The sequence below is a fragment of the Pseudarthrobacter siccitolerans genome, assembly GCF_001046895.1.
In the GTDB taxonomy this organism is placed as follows: domain Bacteria; phylum Actinomycetota; class Actinomycetes; order Actinomycetales; family Micrococcaceae; genus Arthrobacter; species Arthrobacter siccitolerans.
In genome coordinates this window covers 42180-62717 of the sequence record NZ_CAQI01000040.1, presented here as the reverse complement: position 1 = coordinate 62717, position 20538 = coordinate 42180, and the positions used below count along the sequence as shown (strand labels likewise).

The following is a 20538-nucleotide window of genomic DNA, read 5'->3' as shown; positions in this document are numbered from 1 at the left end:
CATCACTGAAAATCTCTACTTGGACACTAACCGGTTTCACCGACGATTTGTTCGCGCGCCGTGGGCTGTTCGCTGACGGCGCACGATCGGCAGGCCCCCGGAGGGAGATGCCGGCGGGCAATGCCGGCGCAAAGCAAACGGCCCCCGGATCCTGGGATCCGGGGGCCGTCTGGTCTGCCTTACAGCATGGGCTAGGCCTTGGCCTCTGCCTTGTCTTCCTCGGCAGCTTCGGGTGCTTCAGTCACAGCTTCCTCTGCCTCTGCGGCGGGAGCTTCCTCTTCGCCGCCGGGGCGGACGAAGTCGCTGAGGTCAACGGTGTTGCCTTCAGTGTCGGTCACCGTGGCCTGGCCCAGGACCACAGCCAGGGCCTTGCGGCGGCGTACCTCGGAGACCATCATGGGGACCTGGCCGCTCTGATCGATGATCTGGGCGAACTGGTTGGGGTCCATGCCGTACTGGCTGGCCGTGCTGACGATGTAGTCGATCAGCTCGTTCTGGCTGACGTTGACTTCTTCCTTCTCAGCGATGGCGTCGAGGATGATTTCGTTCTGGAAGGCGCGGGCCGTGTTGGCGCGGACCTCTTCACGGTGCTCCTCGGTGTCGTGCTCGCCTTCACCGTGGCCGTTGCCCTCCTTGAAGTGGGCTTCGAGCTGCTCTTCGACGACGGAGTCCGGAACCGGAACCTCCACCAGCTCAACGAGCTTGTCCAGGACCTTGTCGCGGGCCTCGACGCCCTGCTCAACAACCTTGGAATCGGCGGCCTGCTTGGCGAGGTCCTCGCGGAGCTCGGCCAGGGTGTCGAATTCGGAAGCGAGCTGGGCGAAGTCGTCGTCCGCCTCGGGGAGTTCGCGCTCCTTGACGGCCTTCACAACCACCTTGACCTGGGCTGCTTCACCGGCGTGGTCGCCGCCCACCAGGGTGGTGTTGAAGATGGCGTCTTCGTCGGCGCTCAGGCCGGTGACGGCTTCGTCGAGGCCTTCGAGCATGGTGCCGGCACCAACCTGGTAGGACAGGCCGGCAGCGGAGTCAACCTCTTCGCCGTCGATGCTGGCGGTGATGTCAATGGTGAGGAAGTCACCATCAGCAGCGGGGCGGTCAACGGGCTTCAGCGTGCCGAAGCGGCCGCGCAGTTCGTCCAGGGCCTTGTCCACGTCCTCGTCCGAGGACTGGGCTGCAGCAACCTCGACCTGGATGCCGGCGTAGTCCGGGAGTTCGATCTCGGGGCGGACGTCAACCTCTGCGGCGAACTTCAGGCCGCCGTCAGTGGCGGAGGGGTCCGGAACCTCGGTGATCTCCACCTCGGGACGGCTCAGGGGGCGGATGCCGGATTCCTGAACGGCAGCCTGGTACCAGCCGTTGAGGCCTTCGTTGATGGCCGTCTCCAGGACGTAGCCGCGGCCGACGCGCTGGTCGATGAGCTTTGCGGGGACCTTGCCCTTACGGAAGCCAGGGACCTGGATCTGCGAAGCAACGGTCTTGTAGGCCGAGTCGATGCTGGGCTTCAATTCCTCAAAGGGGACCTCAACATTGAGCTTGACCCGCGTGGGGGTGAGGTTCTCGACAGCGCTCTTCACGGTCTAAGTACTCCTGGGATTGTGGGATGGGTTTCTGCAAACGCAATGTTTTGTCCAGGCCGAGAGGTCCGGGCCGCAGAGTCGGGGTGACAGGATTTGAACCTGCGACTTCCTGCTCCCAAAGCAGGCGCTCTAGCCAAGCTGAGCTACACCCCGTAAGTGCACAGGCAAGTCTACGGTGATACGCGCCTTCTTTGCACATTTGACACGTAGCCCATGGATTAGGTTTAGTTATATCCGGCTTGAACAGCCAGCCCGAAGTTCCCATCAGTGAATGCCCGCAGTAGTAGGCTTACAGATGGATCTTCCTTCGGGGACGTAGCTTAATGGTAAAGCCTCAGTCTTCCAAACTGATTACGCGGGTTCGATTCCCGTCGTCCCCTCCAGGACGAAAGGCCCCTCTCCGGAGGGGCCTTTCGCGTTAATCCACAGCACGCGCCACCACCTCCTGCTTCAGGGAGCGATGCGCCGAACGGCGTGAGCCGTGATGGGGCGTTCCGGGGTTCCCCTGGGACCGGAGTCGCCGCGCCTAGGCCGACTGCTGGCAGTATGGGCACCAGTAGAGCTTGCGGCCCACCAGTTCTGCCATCAGTACCGTGGTCCGGCAGACACGGCAGGGCAGCCCGTGCCGTTTGTAGACGAAATGGGCGTCCTCGCGGGCCGGATACGTCTCGGTCCTGACGACGGCGGAACTTGCCGCAGCCGGCTTCGCCACCGGAGTGCGCGCGGCGGCTTTCCCGTTGGCACCTGTTCCATTGCCCGCCCAGTACCGCGGCGTAGTGGTGATGATCCGGCCGTCCGCCACGCCGTCGTTCATTACGGAGACGACGTCGCGCCACAGCTTGCGTGCTTCGGTGTCCGGAACGTCGGTGCCCGGCAGCCAGGGGTCCAGCCGCCGCCGGAACAGGACTTCGGCGCGGTACACATTTCCCACGCCGGCAATGACTTTCTGGTCCATCAGCAGTGCGGCCAGCGGTGTTGTGCGGCTTTGCAGGTTGGCCGTAAACCGGCCTGCGTCTCCCCGCCGGTTCCGCAGCGGGTCCGGGCCCAGGCGGCGGAGCACGGCTTCTGCCTCGGCGGCGGTGATGGTTTCGCAGGTGGTGGCCCCGCGCAGGTCGGCCCAGCCGTTGGTGCCCACCAGCCGGACGCGCACTGCTCCCACGGGCTCAGGGGGACCCGCATAGGGTCGGCCGGCGTCGCCGTCGTCGAAGCTCTCCTGCTCCCCCACCCGGCGCGGCGCTCCGATGCTGGATGACCCGGCAAAGGTACTGTCCCCGCCGAAGCTCCATGCTCCGTAGAGGCCCAGGTGGACGTGCAGCACCAAGGAGTGGTCAAAGTGCAGGAACAGGTGCTTCCCGTGGGAATCCGCGGCAACAAGGACATGCCCGTCCAGGAGCGCTGCTCCCCCGGTGAACCGGCCCTGCGGACTGGAGACTGCCAGCCGCTGGCCGCCGAAGACGTCCGAGAACTGCCGCGCCAGGCGCCGGAGTGTGTGGCCTTCCGGCACTACTCGATGACCTCACCGGTTGTTTCGTAGGCGGCGATCTTGCCGATGCGGCGCACGTGCCGCTCATCGTTGCTGAAGGGCTCGGCCAGGAATGCCTCGATCAGCTCCGTCGCTTCCTCCACGGTGTGCTGCCGGCCGCCCACGGCCACAACGTTGGCGTCATTGTGCTCGCGGGCCAGGGTGGCGGTCGAGTGGTTCCAGGCCAGGGCAGCGCGCACACCCTTCACTTTGTTGGCGGCAATCTGTTCACCGTTGCCGGACCCGCCCAGCACTATGCCCAGGGCGTGGATGCCGGCCTGCTGGTCCGCGACCACGGCCAGCGCGGCGTTGATGCAGAACGACGGGTAGTCATCCTGGGCGTCGTAGACCTTGGGACCGTGGTCCACCACCTCGTACCCCTTGGCAGCCAGGTGGGTGACGAGGTGGGCGCTGAGTTCCATGCCTGCATGGTCGGTGGCGATGTGGACCCGCGGGAAGGGAGGGGAAGAAGTCACGAGCAGAATCCGTTCGGTGGGCGCTGGCGGCCGGCACGGACGGTGCAGGCCGGGGTCAGGACAACACGGACAAGGATACTAGGACTCAGGCCGGCCTGCCGCGGCTTCTCCGCCGCCCCGCGCCCTCGCCGCGACCCTGGTCAGGACCTCGGCCAGCCGTGCAGCCGAGTCCTGGCTCCCGCCGCTGACCGCGAGCCGCTGCCCGTCGGTTTTTTTGACGACGACGGCGGGGCCGCTGCTGACGAGCATGGCCGCGGTTCCGCTGTGGTGCCGGTAGCCCCACCCGCCAAAGTCGGCAGCGCGGATGTCTGCCGCACTGGCTGCGGAAATCGCCCCGGCGGGCACGTCCATCACGGGCACCACGCCGGCCAGCAGCACCCGGAGGCCGCCCCGGTCCGCTTTGATGCGGGCAAACAGGAAGGCTGCTCCAATAACTGCCAGGACAACAAGCAGGGCTCCAAGCCAGGGCACGGCAATGGCGATCAGCGCGGCAGGAAACAGCGAAGCGATGCCGATCATCACAAAGACTGAGCTGCGGGCATGGACCCAGAGCCGGATGCTGTCCCGCGACAGGTCCGGATCCAGGTCCCTGGCAACGGCCAGCTGCAGGGCCCGGTCGTCATCGGGCGACCATTGCTGGTCCGCTTTGTAGACCATGGCGATGGTCACGCCCAGCGACACGGCGGCCCCGCTGCCCAGTGCCAGCACGGTCATGTCCACCCTGGATTCCCGGGCGTCCGCCAGTCCGGCCTGGCCGATCAGCCCTGCGGCGAGGGCACTGGTGACAAAGAGCGTCAAAAACAGTCCGGCCCCCATCATGATCCGGCGCATCATCACCGGCCGCCTGACCGGAAGGGCCTGGGACAGCACCAGCCACCCCGCAGCCACGATCATCAGCGCCCCGCCCGTAACGTAAGCGGCGAAGGGCGCGAAGGAGGCGCCGCCGTCGGCCGTCCACCGGATGGCAAGCGGCTCAGGAAGGTCCGGCCGGATCAGGAAGGCGGTCACCACAAAGGCGACCGCAACCATCACCGGGAACCCCGCGACGAAACGCAGGGCCCTGGTGTCCACCGACTCCATGAACTTGCCCATGATTTAACGCTACTCCCGACGCCCGCCGCTGGCTTCCCACTTCCCTGAAGTACCCACTGTGGGTCGCGCTACTCGTAGCCGCGGGAGGAATGCAAGAATGAACGAATGTCCCGCTGGGCACCGCCAGCAGGACATTCGCCAATCTTACGAAAGGCCCCATTTTGCCTGGTTTGAACCTGACGCGCGCTGAAGCCAGCGGGCGTGCCGAACTGATCACCGTCGAGTCCTACGATGTCAGCCTGGACCTGACCCGGGGCGGGAAGGTCTTCGGCAGCACCACCACGGTGAAGTTCAATGCCAGGTCCGGGTCCTCCACCTTCATTGACGCGGTCACCGCGTCCGTCCACAGCGTCACGCTCAACGGCCGCAGCCTTGACCCCGCCACTGTCTCCGACGGCGTGCGGATCCAGCTGCCGGAGCTGGCGGAGCACAACGAACTCACGGTGGTTGCCGATGTTCCGTACATGAACACCGGCGAGGGCCTGCACCGCTTTGTGGACCCGGTGGACAACGAGGTCTACCTGTACACGCAGTTCGAAGTTCCCGATTCGCGGCGGATGTTTGCCGTGTTCGAGCAGCCGGACCTGAAGGCCACCTTCGCCTTCACCGTGACGGCCCCTGCGCACTGGGACGTCATCTCCAACTCCCCCACCCCCACACCGGTGGAGACCATACCCGGGGAGGACGGCGGTGCCCGGTCCGTCTGGTCGTTTTCTCCCACCCCGCGGTTGTCCTCCTACGTCACGGCCCTGATCGCAGGCCCGTACCAGTCGGTGCGCAGCGAGGTCACCAGCTCCGACGGGCGGGTGATCCCGCTGGGGGTTTTTGCGCGGAAATCGCTGATGCAGTACCTGGACGCGGAGAACATTTTCGAGCTGACCCGGCAGGGCTTCGAATTCTTCGAAGCGCAGTTCGGCTGCCCGTACCCTTTCGAGAAGTACGACCAGCTGTTCGTTCCCGAGTTCAATGCCGGCGCGATGGAAAACGCCGGCGCGGTCACCATCCTCGAAGGCTACGTTTTCCGCAGCAAGGTCACCGGCGCGCAGGTCGAGCGCCGCGCCATCACCGTGCTGCACGAGCTCGCGCACATGTGGTTCGGCGACCTCGTGACCATGCGTTGGTGGAACGACCTGTGGCTCAACGAGTCCTTCGCCGAGTACATGTCCCACCTTGCAGCCGTCGAGGCCACCTCGTTCACCAGCGCCTGGACCACCTTCGCCTCCGTCGAAAAGTCGTGGGCCTACCGCCAGGACCAGCTGCCCACCACACATCCGATCTTCGCCGAGATCAACGATCTCCAGGACGTCGAGGTTAACTTCGACGGCATCACGTACGCGAAGGGCGCTTCCGTGCTCCGCCAGCTGGTGGCATGGGTGGGACCGGAGCAGTTTATGGCTGGCGTGCGGGAGTACTTTGCCAAGCACTCCTGGCAGAACACCGAACTGAGCGACCTCCTGGTGGAGCTGGAGAAGGCCAGCGGCCGCGACCTCGATGTGTGGGGACGGCAATGGCTTGAGACAGCCGGCGTCAACACGCTCAAACCCGAGCTGGAGGTGGACGGCGACGGCAGGCTCACGTCCTTCGCCATTGTGCAGTCCGCGGTTGACGAGTGGCCCACCATCCGTCCGCACCGGCTGGCCGTGGGGTTCTATAACCTCACTGGCGGCAAGCTGGAGCGGGTGCACCGCGAGGAGCTGGATGTCGACGGCGAACGAACCGAAGTGCCCGCGCTGGCTGGCCTGGCCCAGCCGGACCTCATCCTCGTCAATGATGACGACCTCGCCTACGCCAAAGTGCGGCTGGATGAAAAGTCGCTGGCCACCGCCACCGCGCACCTGAAGGACTTCAGCCACAGCCTGCCGCGCACCCTCGTGTGGAACTCCGCGTGGGACGCCGCCCGCGACGGCGAGACCCCGGCCCGGCGGTACGTGGAGCTGATCCTTGCCAACGTGGCTGCCGAGTCGGATTCCTCGGTGATCCTGGTCCAACTGCGCCAGCTCGCCACCACGCTGAATTTCTATGTGGCCGAGGAGCACCGGCAGGCCACCACAGTGGCTGCCGCGGACAAGTTGTGGGAACTGGCCGCCGAGGTGCCGGGCGGCTCGGACGCCCAGCTGCAGTTCGTGAAATCCTTTGCGCTGCTGGCCTCCAGCGGTACCCAGCTGGACCAGGTTGCGGGCCTCCTCGACGGCTCGTTTGTCCTGGACGGACTTGCTGTTGACCAGGACCTGCGGTGGGAGCTCGTCACATCACTCGTGGCCGGCGGCCGGCTGGGCCAGGACGGCATCGACGCCGAGCTGGCACGGGACAACACCTCGAGCGGGCAGAATGCTGCGGCCCAGGCGAAGGCCGCCATCCCCACGCCGGAGGCCAAGGCTGCTGCCTGGGAATCGATTGTGGTGAAGGGCGAGCTGTCCAACGCCCTGCAGGGCTCGGCGGTCACCGGGTTCATGCGGGTCCTGGACCGGTCACTGCTGGAACCGTACGCCGAGAAGTATTTCCAGGCGGTGCCGGGGATCATGGAGACCCGCACGCACGCACTTGCCCAGCAGATCGTCGTCGGGCTCTACCCCTCCCTGTTGACCACCCAGTCCATCGTGGACCGGACGGACGGCTTCCTGGCATCGCTTCCGCCCGAAAGCGCCGCACTGCGGCGGCTCATGCTGGAAAACCGCGACGGCGTTGCGCGGGCCCTGCGCGCCCGTGCGGCTGATGTCCTTCCCGGCGAAGCAGTTCCTGCGGCATGAGCCTCAGTGAGCACCGCTACGCCCTGACGGTCCAGTGGACCGGCAATCTGGGCGAGGGCACGTCGTCCTACCGCGGCTACTCCCGCGACCACGACGTGCTCATCCCCGGCCTGCCGGTCATCAAGGGTTCGGCTGATCCCACCTTCCACGGGGACCGCGAGCGCTACAACCCTGAACAGCTGCTCCTGGCCGCCCTGGCCCAGTGCCACATGCTCTCCTACCTGCACCAGGCCGTGAAGCACGGCGTGGTGGTGACTGGCTACCGCGACGACGCTTCCGGTTTGCTGCGCCTGAACCGGGACGGCAGCGGCCAGTTCGAAAGTGTCACGCTGCGCCCACGCGTGACGGTTGCGGACGGAAGCCAGGCCGACCTCGCCGCCCGGCTGCACCACGACGCGAACCAGGTCTGCTTCATCGCCCGCAGCGTGAACTTCCCGGTGGAACATGCGCCCGAGACGGTGGTTGGCTGACCCGGGCGGCCTGCCCGCTTAGGCGGCCTCCCCCGCTTAGGCGCTCTACTCGCCTAGGCGGCCTCCTGCAGGGCGGCGAGCAGGCGCCCCTCCGTTTCCGGTGACAGCCCGGCCTTCCGGGGCCTGTCCAGTCCGCGTTCTCGTTCGTCGGCCAACGTGTCCGCCAATGTCTCCTGCCAGGGCCGGAGCCGCATGCCGGCGTCAACCGCCGCCTGGTTGCTGCGTGCCATAAACCCCTCCTGCCCCGGCGGGAGCCAGAGCGGCAGGGAATCCGGGCCCGCCCAGTAGCCCACGCCCTGGTCCGCCAGCCAGTCCACCGGGGCGGGCACCACATCGCCGGTGTGACCCGCTGCCTGGCGGGCGTGGTCGAGGTACTGGCCGAACTGAACCTGGTCCCCCAGCGCATTCATTGCGCCGGTGATGCCCCGCTCCGCAGCCAGCAGGATCCAGACGGCGAGGTCCCGGACGTCGATCACCTGCGTCGGGGCGCTGTCGATTGCCGGCACAAGGACGGGGTTCCCGTCCCTGGCAAAACGCGCCGGCCAGTAGCCGTAGCGGTCCGAACCGTCCCCGGGGCCGCCAATCAGGCCGGCCCGGCAAAGATGGGCTTTGCCGCCGGCGGCCCGAAGCGTTGCCTCCTCGATCGCAACCTTTGACTCGCCATAATTTTCGGCTGTGGAAGGCGTACCCCGGCCAAGCGCGGGAAGCAGGGCGGAATCCTCCCCCGCGCCGGGAACGGACGCATCAGCGTAGACGGAGCAGCTGGAGACGAATGTCCAGTGCGCCGCCCCCTGGGCGAGGGCCTCCAGGGCCTCCGAGGCCGGCACCGGGTCCCGGGCGACGTCGATCACCGCGTCCCAGTCGCCTGTGGCTCCGGCATACGCCTGCCCGCCCGTTGAACGGTCGGCTTTCAACCAGGCCGCTCCGCGGGGCGGCACGGCCACGGATCCGCGGGCGAGGCATGTCACATCATGCCCGGCGGCCGCAGCCTGGCGGGTAATTTCTGCGGACAGGAAGGCGGTTCCGCCGAGGACAAGAATGCGCATGCCGCCACGGTACGGCGCTAGGGTTGAAGGAGAACAGAGCCTTCCGCGCCGGGCTTAACCGGTGCGCGTCATCCGATCCCGGCTGCAGCCGGGGAACCCTCAGGAGTATTTCCCCCTTATGGTCAGCACGTTGTCGATCCTTCCCCCCGCCGCCAGTGATCCGGACGGTATCAACATCACCGGCATCGTGATCAGCCTCGGCGTGGGCGTCACGGTATGGCTGGTTGCCACCTTCGTCATTTCCCGCATCACCCGGCAAGTGGCTTCCGGCAGCAGCCTCTTCAAGAAGCCCACCTTCAAATGGGTGGCTCCGGCGCTGCGCGCCCTGGACCACGAACGGCGGGTACAGCGCGCCGAAACCATCGGATCCCTGCTGAACAGCGTGGTGGGTGTGCTGGTAGTGATCATTACCGGCATGTACGTGCTCCAGAACCTGGACATCAACATCGCACCGCTCCTCACCAGCGTGGGCATCCTGGGTGTGGCCATCGGCTTCGGCGCCCAGCAGCTGATCCGCGATTTCCTGGCCGGAATTTTTATTACCATTGAAGACCAGTACGGCATCGGCGACGTGATTGAAACCAGTGAGGTTGTTGGTGTGGTGGAGTCCATGGGCCTGCGCATCACCCGGGTACGCTCCGACGACGGCGCCATCTGGTACCTCCGCAACGGGGAGATCCTCCGCGTGGGCAACCGGTCCCAGGGCAACTACGTGCCCTTGCACGAGTCACCGGACGGGACCACGGACCAAGGCAGCGACCACGGCGCCGTCGAGACCAAAAAGACTGATCAGAAAGCCGGAGACTAGCGATGAGCATCCCCATCGAACCGCAGCGGCCGCGCCAGCTGATGCAGAACGACCCCTTCAGCCAGCCCGGTTACACCGATAACTTCTACGACGCCGTGGGCGGCCACGAAACGTTTGTGAAGCTGATCGACGTCTTTTACGACGGCGTGGCCACGGATCCGCTGCTGCGGCCCATGTACCCGGAAGAGGACCTGGCACCGGCCAAGCGCCGGTTCCTGATGTTTCTTGAGCAGTACTGGGGCGGTCCCACCACGTACGGGGAAGAGCGCGGCCATCCCAGGCTGCGCATGCGCCACATGCCGTTCCAGGTGACTCCCGAAGCCAAGGACCGCTGGCTGTTCCACATGCGCGCAGCCGTGGACGCACTCGAACTGCCGCCGCTGTATGAAGGAACCCTGTGGGACTACATGGAGCGTGCCGCCCTGTCGATGGTGAACAGCCCGGCCGGGCAGTGAACCGCGGCTGCTGAAAGAGTTCTGCTCTTAGAGCAGTCCGCTTCCCGTCCGTGCCAGGACATGCCCGCGCGGACCGCTCAGCCGGAACCAGCGCCCCGTGCGGTAGAGCTTCTGGTCTCCGTCGCCAAGGAAACCAAGGGCCAGGGCCGCGAAAGCAGCCCCTGCCGGCAGTCCGGTTTCATCAAGTTCCCTGCCCCAGACCGCGGCCCGGGCGTTGTTGACGATCAGCGCACCGGGTTTGTCCGGCACAATTCCAGCCACTTCCGCGATGCCTGCCTCAGCGGCCTTGCGCAGGGCGGCGTCGCTGCGCGGCCCCATCAGCTCCCACCCGCTCCTGGGAGCACCCACCCCGGTCCAGGATTCGGTGACGGTGGACGGCGGAACCGGCAGCTCGACGTCGTCCTCCCCCGCCCTGGCAAGGCGGTCCAGCACTGCGGCCAGGGGAACGGTAACGTCCGTGCCGGACGGCTGCGCCAATGCCATGGTGCGCAGCCCCAGGATGGTGGGAGTCGCTTCACCGAGCACGCGCGGCCGCAGCACGCAAACGTATGCGGCGAGAACGGAACCTGCCGCCTGAAGCCGGATGGCGCCGTCGTCGATTGCTTTTGCCCGCGTGGCGAAGGTCTTCAAATCAGCGAGGTCGCGGGGGTCGGCGAAACGGAAGGACGAGGTGAGTAGATCAGACACACCAAGAACACTACCGGCTGGAGCTTTGTTGAGCGGTGCCGGGGTGCCGTCTAGAGTCAAACCATGACTGAAGCAGACGCCGGACTCCTCGCGCTCCCCAGCGAAGACCCCACCCTTTCGCTCATTTCCCTGCTCGACCTTGGAGTGCTCGAGGGTGCCCGCACGGATGAGGACATCTTCCTGGGCCCGTCCCAGCAGCAACCGCACCACCGGGTGTTCGGCGGGCAGGTGCTGGCACAGTCGCTCATTGCCGCCATCAGGACCGTGGCCGCGGACCGTTTTGTGCATTCGATGCACGGCTACTTCCTGCGCCCCGGGGATGCGAACAAGCCAATTACCTTCGGTGTCCAGCGCCTCCGGGACGGCAGGTCCTTCTCGGCCCGCCGTGTGCACGCCTACCAGGAAGGCGTGCCCATCCTGTCGATGATTGCTTCCTTCCAGGGCGAGGACGAAGGTATTGAGCACGAATCCGTCATGCCCAGCGGGATTCCTGATCCGGAGTCGCTGCCTCGCACAGCTGACCTGCTGGGCAAGTTCGATCACCCCGTGGCGCGGCACTGGTCCTATGAACGGCCCTTCGACATCCGGCACGTTGATCCGCCGCTGTATGTGTCGGCAAAGGGCGAGCGGGAAGCACGCAACGCGGTGTGGATGAAGACCTTCGGCCCCATGCCGGACAACCCCAACCTGCACCGCGCGGCGCTGGCCTACGCCAGCGACTACACCCTGCTGGAGTCCATCCTGCGGCGGCACGGCCTGAGCTGGATTACCCCGGGGATGAATGTCGCCAGCCTCGACCACGCCATGTGGTGGCACCGCCCGGCGCGGGTGGACGAATGGCTGCTGTATGTGCAGGAATCCCCCAGCGCGCAGGGTGCCCGGGGGCTCGCCACCGGCAAGATCTTCAACCAGGCGGGCCAGCACGTGGCGTCGGTGGCCCAGGAAGGGATGGTCCGCGTGCCCACCGACCTGAAGAACAAAGTGGTTGGCGCCTTCCAGTCCAAAGTCATGGAGCACCAGATCCGCAAGGCGGCCAAGGAGTAGCTCCTGGCTTGCTTCCGCCTGCTCCTGTAGGTGGGACGCCAACAGGCCGGCACCCTTTGAGGGTCCGGCCTGTTGTTTTTCGCTGTGCCGCGGCTTACTAGTCGCGGGTGAGGCGGCGGTGCGTGACGCGGTGCGGTTTGGCCGCATCCGGGCCAAGCCGCTCCACTTTGTTCTCCTCGTAGGATTCGAAGTTGCCCTCGAACCAGTACCACTTGGAGGGGTTCTCCTCGTCACCTTCGTACGCGAGGATGTGGGTGGCCACCCGGTCCAGGAACCACCGGTCGTGCGAGACCACCACGGCGCAGCCCGGGAACTCCAGCAGCGCGTTTTCAAGGCTGCTGAGGGTTTCGACGTCGAGGTCGTTGGTGGGCTCGTCAAGGAGGAGCAGGTTGCCGCCCTGCTTGAGGGTGAGGGCGAGGTTCAGGCGGTTGCGCTCACCGCCGGAGAGCACGCCGGCCTTCTTCTGCTGGTCCGGGCCCTTGAAGCCAAAAGCGGCAACGTAGGCACGGGACGGCATTTCGACGTGGCCTACCTGGATGAAGTCCAGGCCGTCCGACACAACTTCCCACAGCGTCTTGTTGGGGTCGATGCCCCCACGGCTCTGGTCAGCGTAGGAGATCTTGACCGAATCGCCGATCTTCAGGTCTCCGCCGTCGAGCGGTTCCAGTCCCACGATGGTCTTGAAAAGCGTGGTCTTGCCGACACCGTTGGGGCCGATGACGCCCACGATGCCGTTGCGGGGCAGGCTGAAGGACAGGCCGTCGATCAGGGTCCTGTCCTCGAAGCCCTTCTGCAGGTTCTTGGCTTCGAGCACCAGTCCGCCCAGACGGGGTCCCGGCGGGATCTGGATCTCTTCGAAGTCCAGCTTGCGGGTCCGGTCCGCCTCGGCAGCCATTTCCTCGTAGCGTGCCAGGCGGGCCTTGGACTTGGTCTGGCGGCCCTTCGCGTTGGACCGTACCCACTCGAGTTCCTCGGCAAGGCGCTTGGCCTGCTTGGCGTCCTTCTTGCCCTGGATCTCCAGGCGGGCGCGCTTCTTTTCGAGGTACGTGGAGTAGTTGCCCTCATAAGGGTAGAGGTGGCCGCGGTCCACCTCGGCGATCCATTCGGCCACGTGGTCCAGGAAGTAGCGGTCGTGGGTGACAGCCAGGACGGCGCCGGCGTAGGAGGAAAGGTGCTGTTCGAGCCAGAGCACGCTTTCGGCGTCCAGGTGGTTGGTGGGCTCGTCCAGGAGCAGCAGGTCCGGCTTCTGCAGGAGCAGCTTGCACAGGGCTACGCGGCGGCGCTCACCACCGGAGAGGTTGGTGACGTCGGCGTCGGCCGGCGGGCAGCGGAGCGCGTCCATGGCCTGTTCCAGCTGGGAGTCCAGGTCCCAGGCGTCGGCAGCATCGATGGCTTCCTGCAGCTGGCCCATTTCCTCGAGGAGGGTGTCGTAGTCAGCATCGGGGCTGGCCATTTCCTCGGAGATTTCGTTGAAGCGCTGGATCTTGCCGTAGATCTCGCCCACGCCTTCCTGGACGTTGCCCAGGACGGTTTTTTCTTCGTTCAGGGGTGGCTCCTGGAGCAGGATGCCCACCGAGTAGCCGGGGCTGAGCCGGGCCTCACCGTTGGAGGGGGTGTCCAGTCCGGCCATGATCTTCAGGATGGTGGACTTACCGGCACCGTTGGGGCCCACAACACCGATCTTGGCGCCGGGAAAGAAGGACATGCTTACGTCGTCAAGAATGAGTTTTTCGCCAACGGCTTTTCGGGCCTTGGTCATTGTGTAGATAAATTCCGCCATGGTTCCAAATCTAGTGGGTCAGGGGGCATATCTCACATTCGGTGCAGCAACGGTCAGGAGCCTACAAAGCACTTGCCGCTGGCCAGTACCGGCAGGACCGTTACCGTGACTGCGCCGTCCCGGACCTGGCCAATGACGCAGTCCTTTCCTTGAAGGACGGCCGCTTCGATGGCATCGGCTTCGAGGCCGGTGGGGGTACGGCTTTGCGATACCTGCAACGCCGCCGGCGCGATTCCCGCCCCGGTAAGGGCGTCCGTCACCTGGGCCGTGGCCGGTTTTGGTGAGCCCGCAGCCAGCCGCCCCAGCGCATCGGTCACGGTCTTTGTCACCGTTTCGGTAGCGGCGGCTTCCGCTCCTGCGGTGGTGGGTGCCCCGGAAGCTGCCGGCTCCGCGGCTGGGCCTTCAGTTGCTGCCGGGCCTGCACCGGCTGATGCCGACGCCGTGGATGCTGCCGCGGTGGCCTGCTCCGGTGCTTCCGGCTGGACTTGCGGCGTTCCGCCAACACAGCCCGCTAAACCCGCCACCAGCGCCGCGGCGGCCGTTGCAGTGGACAAACAGTGTGCGGCGGTGGGCCAAAGAGCTTTGCGATGGGCAGCTGCACCGGCTGTAGTCTTCTGCCGGTGGTCAGGGGTAAGCCGCATGGTGCCATTCTGCCACGCCTCCACGGGGCAGCTTTCCGCCCTGGGTTTCATGACCTTGGCGGACAGGGGTGCAGCCGGGGGGTGCTGCGGCCCTGTCCGCCAAGGAGCTTGGCGAGCCGCGGGTGTTGACAGTGGCATCCTCAAACCGGGGAGTCGGCGAGCTCCCCCGTTTTCAGGTCGAGGGCGAGCAGGTCGCCGTTGGCGTCCTCGACATAGGCGGCAGCCGGATCTCCGCCGTCACCGGTGTCATCGTCACTGTCTTCGGGTTCGTCGAAAGGGCCTTCCGGCCCGGCCTGGCGGCTGGCGTCAAGGGGTGGCTCCGGTTCCACGAGCGAGAGGAGCGGTTTCCTGGAGGACCGGGTGAAGTTGGCCGTCCCCAACGTGAGGTCATGCCCCACGGCGTCAGCATCGATGGTGTGCGAGTAATAAACCCTGCCGTCCCTCTCCCAGCTGCGGATCCTCAGCGTGCCCACCACAATGACGGGCTGGCCTTTCCGGATGCTGCAGCCCATGTTGCCGGCCAGATGGCGGTAACCCTGGACCGTGAACCAGTTGGTGTGGCCATCCACCCACTGTCCGTCCTTGTCACGCCGACGCGAGTTGGAAGCGATCCGGAATTCGGCGGTGGCCACTCCCCCCGGCGTTGTGCCGCTGGTGATCTCGGTGGCAACAAAGCCCTTGATGGTTATGGTGTCGTTCATCTCTACGTCCTGTCTTCGATAGTTCTGCCCTAGCAGGCAAAACCAGCATGGCCCTGGCGCAATCTGCCGGGGAGGCAGGAGTCCGCCTATGTGCAAAACCGCCGCCTGCGGCTGCCTGTGGAGGATCAGTGGGGTGCCACGTACAGCAATGACGGCGCCGGGACGGCGGGCAATGTAAACTTTTTGATGCGCCGGAATTCACCTCCGGAACTGCCTCAGTAGCTCAGGGGATAGAGCAGCGGCCTTCTAATCCGCCGGTCGGGGGTTCGATTCCCTCCTGGGGCACCGTCGTGATGGCTGGAGCCATCCTTCATGGATGAGTCGGGGCATCGGAACACCCCGGTCTTCGGACCGGGGTGTTTTTCTTTGCCCCGGCACCCACTCAGGCGCCGCCGTCGGACTTCATTGAGGAACTGATGACGGGATGCGGAAAAACCGCAGGAGCTGATGGGGCGTTGGGATGCAGCGCCCAGGTTGGGATGCAGCGCCCAGAAGGGTTTGAAAGCTGCGGCTCCCCAGACACCGCATGCGCTCTCTACGACTGCAGTTGATGGGGCGCTTCCACGAGCGAACGCACCACACTTCCGGCGGCACCCAGAAGCGCCGCACCCTCCCCCACGGCTGCCGTGGTGATGTGTTCCGGCTGTATCTTTCCGGGTGCGTATTTAGCCAGGCTTTCCACCAGCGACGGCCGCAGCCATGGTTCCAGGACGGCGAAGTGGCCCCCGAGCACTACTGCCCCGATGTTCACCACCCGTGCTGTGGAAGCGACTGCCACCGCGAGCGCCCGTCCTGCACGTTCTACGGCCCGTAACGCATCGGGCTCTTCCCCGGCGAGGGCTGCTACCAGCGCGGACATGCTCTCCGACCTCGTTCCGGCTTTGCCTGCGATACCAGCGGCCGAGAAGATGGCATCCTGCCCGGCGACGGTTTCCAGGCAGCCCGTTCCGCCACATGAGCAGGGGCTGCCGCCGGGGTCGACCACAATATGGCCCACTTCTCCGGCATGGCCTTCCGGGCCGGTAAAAAGCTCCGACCTGATGACCAGTCCGCCACCCACACCCACTTCACCCGACACGTAGAGGAAGTCATGCCTTCCGGCGGGGCCACGTGCCAGTTCGGCGAGGGCGGCAGCGTTGGCTTCGTTGAAGAGGGTGATCCCGAGGGGCAGATGGGGAATCAGCCGGCCAAGATCCAGTTTGATGTCCTGCCAGCCCAGGTTGGGGGCCGCGATGACAGTGGAGTTGCCGGCATCGACAAGGCCTGGAACGGCAAGTCCCCCGCCGAGGAGCTCCACGCCCTTTTCCATTGCCGCAGTCCGCACCTCGGCGGCAAGGTGAGCAAGCGCAGCCATTACCGGCTCGCTGTCACTGTCGCGGTTGTCGCGCTCCCGGATCTGCTGCACCAGCACGGCACCGGACAGATCGGTCACGCCCGCCGCAATGTAGTCCACGTTAATTTCCAAGCCGATGACGCCGCGGGCCGGATTCAGCTCCAGCCCCACTCCCGGCCGGCCGCGCTCCCCCTGCGGGTTGAGCCCGATTTCCCGCAGGATGCCGGCGTCGAGAAGGTCCAGGACAATGCTTGACACGGAAGCCTTGGTCAGGCCCGTAGACGCCGCTATCTGCGCCCGGGTCAGGTGCGAGCCGGAGGGCGACTGCGCCACCCTGCCCAGGACCAGGGCCAGGTTGCTCCTGCGCACGTCGCCCATATTTCCGGGCGCCCCGGCCTCGGACAGGGCAGGTGCTGGTGCCGTGTTCGCCATGGCCCGCCTCCTCGGATAAAACCGGGCCTTCGAACCTGCCCGCTGCTATTGACCCTAGCCTAATGCCGCCTATATAGTTCAAGCGATAAACTAAGTGGCCGGAAAAAGACCGCGCCACGCCTGACTGCAAGGACGCATGATGACTCTTTCCCCCACACCCGCTGATAAGTTCACGTTTGGTTTGTGGACTGTTGGCTGGACCGGTGCTGACCCGTTTGGTGTCGCGACCCGGGCCGCCCTGGATCCGGTGGAGGCGGTGCACCGGCTGGCTGAGCTTGGCGCGTACGGCATCACCTTCCATGACAACGACCTGGTCCCGTTTGATGCCACCGCCTCGGAGCGGGAGCTGATCCTGAAGAACTTCAAGGCTGCCCTGGCCGAGACCGGCCTGAAGGTGCCGATGGTGACCACCAACCTGTTCAGCCACCCGGTGTTCAAGGACGGTGGCTTCACTTCCAACGACCGTTCCATCCGCCGTTTCGCCCTGTCCAAGGTGCTGCGCAACATCGATTCGGCCGCCGAGTTCGGCGCCGAGACGTTTGTGATGTGGGGCGGGCGTGAGGGCAGCGAATACGACGGCTCCAAGGACCTCGCCGCCGCCCTGGACCGGATGAAGGAAGGCGTGGACACCGCCGCGGCGTACATCAAGGACAAGGGCTACAACCTGCGGATCGCCCTCGAGCCCAAGCCGAACGAACCCCGCGGCGATATCTTCCTGCCCACCGTCGGGCACGGCCTGGCGTTCATCGCCCAGCTCGAACACGGCGACATCGTGGGACTGAACCCCGAGACCGGGCACGAGCAGATGGCCGGGCTGAACTTCACCCACGGCATCGCCCAGGCCCTCTGGGCCGGCAAGCTGTTCCACATCGACCTCAACGGCCAGCGCGGTATCAAGTACGACCAGGACCTCGTCTTTGGCCACGGCGATTTGACCAGCGCGTTCTTCACCGTGGACCTGCTCGAAAACGGCTTCCCCAACGGCGGCCCCCGCTACGAAGGCCCGCGCCACTTCGACTACAAGCCCTCCCGCACCGACGGCTACGACGGGGTCTGGGAATCAGCCAAAGCCAACATGGCCACCTACCTGCTCCTGAAGGAACGCGCCTTGGCCTTCCGCGCGGACCCCGAAGTCCAGGCCGCCCTCGCCGCCTCCGGCGTCGGCGAACTCGCAGAACCCACCCTCGCCGCCGGCGAAACCACCGCCGACCTGCTCAACGACGCCGCAGCCTTCGAAGACTTCGACGCCGACAAGGCCGCCGAACGCTCCTTCGCGTTCGTCCACCTCAACCAGCTCGCCATCGAACACCTCCTCAACGCCCGCTGACATGGCGCTGGTAGCAGGAATCGACAGCTCCACCCAGTCCTGCAAAGTGGTCATCCGCGATGCGGATACGGGAGCACTGGTCCGCCAGGGCAGGGCCAGCCATCCGGATGGCACTGAAGTCCACCCGGACCACTGGTGGACCGCTCTGCAGGAAGCGATAGAGCAGGCGGGCGGGCTGTCCGACGTGGCCGCGGTTTCCGTGGGCGGGCAGCAGCACGGCATGGTCTGCCTGGACCGGGACGGCCGCGTCATCCGGCCGGCCCTGCTGTGGAACGACACACGAAGTGCCGGCGCGGCCGAAGACCTGATCAGGTCCGCGGGCGACGGCGACACTGCTGCCGGTGCCCGCTACTGGGCCGGTGCCACGGGCACCGTCCCGGTGGCATCACTGACGCTGACCAAGCTCCGCTGGCTCGCGGCCAACGAGCCGGAGAACGCGGCGAAAGTGGCGGCAGTGTGCCTGCCGCATGACTGGCTGACGTGGCGGCTGACGGGACACGGCCCCGGGAGCGGGCCGGGCAATCTTGAGGCCCTGGCCACCGACCGTTCCGACGCGTCCGGCACCGGCTACTATTCAACGGCTGCAGGCACTTACCTGCCGGACGTCCTGGAGTCTTCGCTCGGGCACGTTCCGCTGCTGCCCGAGGTGCTTGGTCCGGTGGACGTTGCCGGCAAGACTCCGGACGGCGCCCTCCTGGCAGCCGGCGCCGGGGACAACGCCGCGGCGGCGCTGGGTGTGGGCGCCGGCGTCGGGGACGTGGTGATGTCCCTGGGGACGTCGGGAACGGTCTTTGCCGTCTCGGACACCCCAGCTGCCGACCAGTCTGGGCTGGTGGCAGGGTTTGCCGATGCTTCCGGACATTACCTGCCGCTGGTATGCACCCTCAATGCCACACGGGTCTTTGACGCCACCGCAGCCCTGCTTGGCGTCAGCCTCGCCGGGTTCAACGAGCTGGCGCTGTCCGCGGAAGCCGGTGCCGGGGGCCTGACCCTCGTGCCCTATTTCGACGGCGAACGCACGCCGAACCTGCCGGACGCCACCGGTTCCCTGCATGGCATAACCCGCGCCAACTACATGCCTGCGAACCTGGCGCTTGCTGCCGTCGAGGGTGTGGTCTGCTCCCTCGCGGACGGGCTGGCCGCCCTGCAGCAGCAAGGCGTGGAGGCCCGGCGGATCATCCTCGTGGGCGGCGGGGCCCAGTCCTCCGCCGTCCAGTCGGCGGCGGCCCGGCTGCTGGGAATCAGCATCACCGTTCCCCGCCCCGGCGAATACGTGGCCGACGGCGCAGCCCGCCAGGCCGCGGCGGCACTCACCGGACAGTTTCCGCAGTGGGAGCTGGACGCCGTCGACGTTCCTGCCGGGAAGGACGACGGCGGGGTGCTGGCGCGTTACCGCCGGTACGCCGGCATGTCCGCCTAGTACCTGCAGACAACTGGAAACGAAAAGACCCGGACCGCGAGCGCGGTCCGGGTCTTTTGCGGTGGGGCGCAGGCTCCTGCCAGCCATGTTGGGAAGGCATGGCAGGAGCCCGCGGTCTATTTTCAGGTCAGGCGAACGGGAGGACAAGCTCCGCGTAGCGCTCCTTGACTGTGGCCAGAACGGTGTTGCCGTCCGTGTCCCAGATGCCCTGATTGAAGATTTCGACTTCGATGTCCCCGGTGTATCCGGCATCACGCACCCAAGTGCCGATGGTGGCGAAGTCCACCACGCCGTCGCCCATGTACCCGCGGGACAGCAGCGGATCGGCGGCGATGGGCATATTGAAGTCGCATACCTGGTAGGAGGCGATGCGGTTTTCCCGGCCCGCGCGCTCGATCTGTGCCTTCAGCTCGGGATCCCACCAGACATGGAAGGTGTCCACGGCAACGCCCACGGTGGAGGCGTCGAACGGCGCTGCAAGGTCCAGCGCCTGCCCCAGGGTGGAGATCAGGGCACGGTCCGCCGCGTACATCGGGTGCAGCGGCTCCAGGACCAGGCGGACGCCGTGTTCCTCGGCGAAGGGAACGAGGTCCGCGAGGCGGTCTGCCACGCGCTGGCGTGCTGCCACCACGTCCTTCTCCCCCGGCGCGAGGCCTCCCACCACCAGGAACAGTTCCCTGGTGTCCAGCGCAACGGCTTCGAGGATGGCGGCCCGGTTGTCGGCCAGGGCAGCCGCCTGCCCCTCGGCGTCGGGTGCGGTGAGGAACCCGCCGCGGCACAAGGAGGAAACCCGGAGTCCGGCATCCTTGATCAGGCGCGCGGCCTTGTCCAGGCCGGCTTCCTCCACCCGGTCCCGCCAGGGACCGATCGAGGGAATGCCGGCGTTGACGCAGCCCTCAACAACCTGGGCGAGGGTCCACTTCTTGGTGGTGGCGCTGTTGATGGAGAGACGTGAGAAAGTGGAGGATTCTGAGTTCATT

General features: G+C 66.2%; 18 protein-coding genes and 3 tRNA genes. 9 read left to right on the top strand and 12 right to left on the bottom strand.

All coding sequences use genetic code 11. The features are described 5' to 3' along the window. Window positions 1-191: 191 nt before the first annotated feature. The gene (tig, locus tag ARTSIC4J27_RS08635) at window positions 192-1574 is read right to left on the bottom strand and encodes a trigger factor (protein ID WP_050054793.1); all 1383 of its coding nucleotides are present in this window, start codon (window positions 1572-1574) and stop codon (window positions 192-194) included. 81 nt (window positions 1575-1655) lie between these two features. Continuing rightward, window positions 1656-1730 (bottom strand) — tRNA-Pro (locus ARTSIC4J27_RS08630). Between the two features lie 156 nt (window positions 1731-1886). On the opposite strand from ARTSIC4J27_RS08630, the gene ARTSIC4J27_RS08625 reads away from it, so the two are divergent. Next, window positions 1887-1960 (top strand) — tRNA-Gly (locus tag ARTSIC4J27_RS08625). A gap of 143 nt (window positions 1961-2103) precedes the next feature. Here ARTSIC4J27_RS08625 and ARTSIC4J27_RS08620 read toward each other — a convergent pair. From ARTSIC4J27_RS08620 to ARTSIC4J27_RS08610, 3 genes are all read right to left on the bottom strand, one after another. Beyond that, complete coding sequence (locus ARTSIC4J27_RS08620; protein ID WP_050054792.1) at window positions 2104-3081, bottom strand: Fpg/Nei family DNA glycosylase; 978 nt, start codon at window positions 3079-3081, stop codon at window positions 2104-2106. Further along, complete coding sequence (locus ARTSIC4J27_RS08615; protein ID WP_050054791.1) at window positions 3081-3575, bottom strand: ribose-5-phosphate isomerase; 495 nt, start codon at window positions 3573-3575, stop codon at window positions 3081-3083. The genes ARTSIC4J27_RS08620 and ARTSIC4J27_RS08615 overlap by 1 nt, the downstream gene beginning before the upstream one ends. A gap of 78 nt (window positions 3576-3653) precedes the next feature. After that, the gene (locus tag ARTSIC4J27_RS08610) at window positions 3654-4667 is read right to left on the bottom strand and encodes a hypothetical protein (protein ID WP_050054790.1); all 1014 of its coding nucleotides are present in this window, start codon (window positions 4665-4667) and stop codon (window positions 3654-3656) included. Window positions 4668-4828: 161 nt separating this feature from the next. Between ARTSIC4J27_RS08610 and pepN the strand changes: the two genes are divergently transcribed. Both pepN and ARTSIC4J27_RS08600 read left to right on the top strand, forming a co-directional pair. After that, window positions 4829-7414: an aminopeptidase N gene (gene pepN, locus ARTSIC4J27_RS08605; RefSeq protein ID WP_167344665.1), complete on the top strand. Its 2586-nt coding sequence runs from the start codon at window positions 4829-4831 to the stop codon at window positions 7412-7414. Beyond that, window positions 7411-7884 (top strand): OsmC family protein, encoded by a 474-nt coding sequence (locus ARTSIC4J27_RS08600; RefSeq protein ID WP_050054788.1) that lies wholly within the window; start codon window positions 7411-7413, stop codon window positions 7882-7884. The genes pepN and ARTSIC4J27_RS08600 overlap by 4 nt, the downstream gene beginning before the upstream one ends. Before the next feature lie 53 nt (window positions 7885-7937). Here ARTSIC4J27_RS08600 and ARTSIC4J27_RS08595 read toward each other — a convergent pair whose 3' ends face one another. Beyond that, a complete protein-coding gene (locus tag ARTSIC4J27_RS08595; protein WP_050054787.1) occupies window positions 7938-8930 on the bottom strand; it encodes a Rossmann-fold NAD(P)-binding domain-containing protein in 993 nt (330 codons plus the stop codon). Window positions 8931-9048: 118 nt separating this feature from the next. Between ARTSIC4J27_RS08595 and ARTSIC4J27_RS08590 the strand changes: the two genes are divergently transcribed. Together ARTSIC4J27_RS08590 and ARTSIC4J27_RS08585 are read left to right on the top strand one after the other, a co-directional pair. After that, a complete protein-coding gene (locus ARTSIC4J27_RS08590) occupies window positions 9049-9738 on the top strand; it encodes a mechanosensitive ion channel family protein (protein ID WP_050054786.1) in 690 nt (229 codons plus the stop codon). Window positions 9739-9740: 2 nt separating this feature from the next. Further along, window positions 9741-10193, top strand: a complete 453-nt coding sequence (locus ARTSIC4J27_RS08585) for a globin (protein ID WP_050054785.1) — start codon at window positions 9741-9743, stop codon at window positions 10191-10193. A gap of 27 nt (window positions 10194-10220) precedes the next feature. Here ARTSIC4J27_RS08585 and ARTSIC4J27_RS08580 read toward each other — a convergent pair whose 3' ends face one another. Beyond that, a complete protein-coding gene (locus ARTSIC4J27_RS08580) occupies window positions 10221-10880 on the bottom strand; it encodes a hypothetical protein (protein ID WP_050054784.1) in 660 nt (219 codons plus the stop codon). Window positions 10881-10943: 63 nt separating this feature from the next. Between ARTSIC4J27_RS08580 and ARTSIC4J27_RS08575 the strand changes: the two genes are divergently transcribed. Beyond that, entirely contained in the window at window positions 10944-11924 is a 981-nt protein-coding gene (locus ARTSIC4J27_RS08575) for an acyl-CoA thioesterase (RefSeq protein WP_050054783.1), read from the top strand. Between the two features lie 97 nt (window positions 11925-12021). Here ARTSIC4J27_RS08575 and ettA read toward each other — a convergent pair whose 3' ends face one another. From ettA to ARTSIC4J27_RS08560, 3 genes are all read right to left on the bottom strand, one after another. Next, window positions 12022-13704, bottom strand: a complete 1683-nt coding sequence (ettA, locus tag ARTSIC4J27_RS08570; protein WP_050054782.1) for an energy-dependent translational throttle protein EttA — start codon at window positions 13702-13704, stop codon at window positions 12022-12024. Between the two features lie 53 nt (window positions 13705-13757). Next, window positions 13758-14345 carry a DUF6993 domain-containing protein gene (locus ARTSIC4J27_RS08565; protein ID WP_050054827.1) on the bottom strand — a complete coding sequence of 196 codons (588 nt, stop codon included), beginning with the start codon at window positions 14343-14345 and terminating at the stop codon, window positions 13758-13760. 140 nt (window positions 14346-14485) lie between these two features. Beyond that, window positions 14486-15046, bottom strand: coding sequence for a single-stranded DNA-binding protein (locus ARTSIC4J27_RS08560; RefSeq protein ID WP_050054781.1), 561 nt, complete (start codon window positions 15044-15046; stop codon window positions 14486-14488). 212 nt (window positions 15047-15258) lie between these two features. On the opposite strand from ARTSIC4J27_RS08560, the gene ARTSIC4J27_RS08555 reads away from it, so the two are divergent. Then, window positions 15259-15331 (top strand) — tRNA-Arg (locus ARTSIC4J27_RS08555). Window positions 15332-15581: 250 nt separating this feature from the next. Here the strand turns inward: ARTSIC4J27_RS08555 and ARTSIC4J27_RS08550 are convergent. Beyond that, on the bottom strand, window positions 15582-16811 hold the full coding sequence (locus ARTSIC4J27_RS08550) for an ROK family protein (protein ID WP_050054780.1): 1230 nt from the start codon (window positions 16809-16811) through the stop codon (window positions 15582-15584). A 139-nt stretch (window positions 16812-16950) separates the two neighbouring features. Here ARTSIC4J27_RS08550 and xylA point away from each other — a divergent pair, with 139 nt between their 5' ends. Together xylA and xylB are read left to right on the top strand one after the other, a co-directional pair. After that, complete coding sequence (gene xylA / locus ARTSIC4J27_RS08545) at window positions 16951-18138, top strand: xylose isomerase (protein WP_050054779.1); 1188 nt, start codon at window positions 16951-16953, stop codon at window positions 18136-18138. 1 nt (window position 18139) lies between these two features. Beyond that, the gene (gene xylB, locus ARTSIC4J27_RS08540; RefSeq protein ID WP_050054778.1) at window positions 18140-19558 is read left to right on the top strand and encodes a xylulokinase; all 1419 of its coding nucleotides are present in this window, start codon (window positions 18140-18142) and stop codon (window positions 19556-19558) included. 127 nt (window positions 19559-19685) lie between these two features. Here xylB and ARTSIC4J27_RS08535 read toward each other — a convergent pair whose 3' ends face one another. Further along, window positions 19686-20537: a sugar phosphate isomerase/epimerase family protein gene (locus tag ARTSIC4J27_RS08535; protein ID WP_050054777.1), complete on the bottom strand. Its 852-nt coding sequence runs from the start codon at window positions 20535-20537 to the stop codon at window positions 19686-19688. Window position 20538: the final 1 nt, after the last annotated feature.

Coding starts and splice junctions, on each gene's coding strand:
- ARTSIC4J27_RS08550 (WP_050054780.1), bottom strand. CDS start 16,811: ATGGCGAACACGGCACCAGCACCTGCCCTGTCCGAGGCCGGGGCGCCC.
- ARTSIC4J27_RS08600 (WP_050054788.1), top strand. CDS start 7,411: ATGAGCCTCAGTGAGCACCGCTACGCCCTGACGGTCCAGTGGACCGGC.
- ARTSIC4J27_RS08610 (WP_050054790.1), bottom strand. CDS start 4,667: ATGGGCAAGTTCATGGAGTCGGTGGACACCAGGGCCCTGCGTTTCGTC.
- ARTSIC4J27_RS08535 (WP_050054777.1), bottom strand. CDS start 20,537: ATGAACTCAGAATCCTCCACTTTCTCACGTCTCTCCATCAACAGCGCC.
- ettA (WP_050054782.1), bottom strand. CDS start 13,704: ATGGCGGAATTTATCTACACAATGACCAAGGCCCGAAAAGCCGTTGGC.
- ARTSIC4J27_RS08595 (WP_050054787.1), bottom strand. CDS start 8,930: ATGCGCATTCTTGTCCTCGGCGGAACCGCCTTCCTGTCCGCAGAAATT.
- xylB (WP_050054778.1), top strand. CDS start 18,140: ATGGCGCTGGTAGCAGGAATCGACAGCTCCACCCAGTCCTGCAAAGTG.
- xylA (WP_050054779.1), top strand. CDS start 16,951: ATGACTCTTTCCCCCACACCCGCTGATAAGTTCACGTTTGGTTTGTGG.
- ARTSIC4J27_RS08585 (WP_050054785.1), top strand. CDS start 9,741: ATGAGCATCCCCATCGAACCGCAGCGGCCGCGCCAGCTGATGCAGAAC.
- ARTSIC4J27_RS08575 (WP_050054783.1), top strand. CDS start 10,944: ATGACTGAAGCAGACGCCGGACTCCTCGCGCTCCCCAGCGAAGACCCC.
- ARTSIC4J27_RS08565 (WP_050054827.1), bottom strand. CDS start 14,345: ATGCGGCTTACCCCTGACCACCGGCAGAAGACTACAGCCGGTGCAGCT.
- ARTSIC4J27_RS08560 (WP_050054781.1), bottom strand. CDS start 15,046: ATGAACGACACCATAACCATCAAGGGCTTTGTTGCCACCGAGATCACC.
- ARTSIC4J27_RS08590 (WP_050054786.1), top strand. CDS start 9,049: ATGGTCAGCACGTTGTCGATCCTTCCCCCCGCCGCCAGTGATCCGGAC.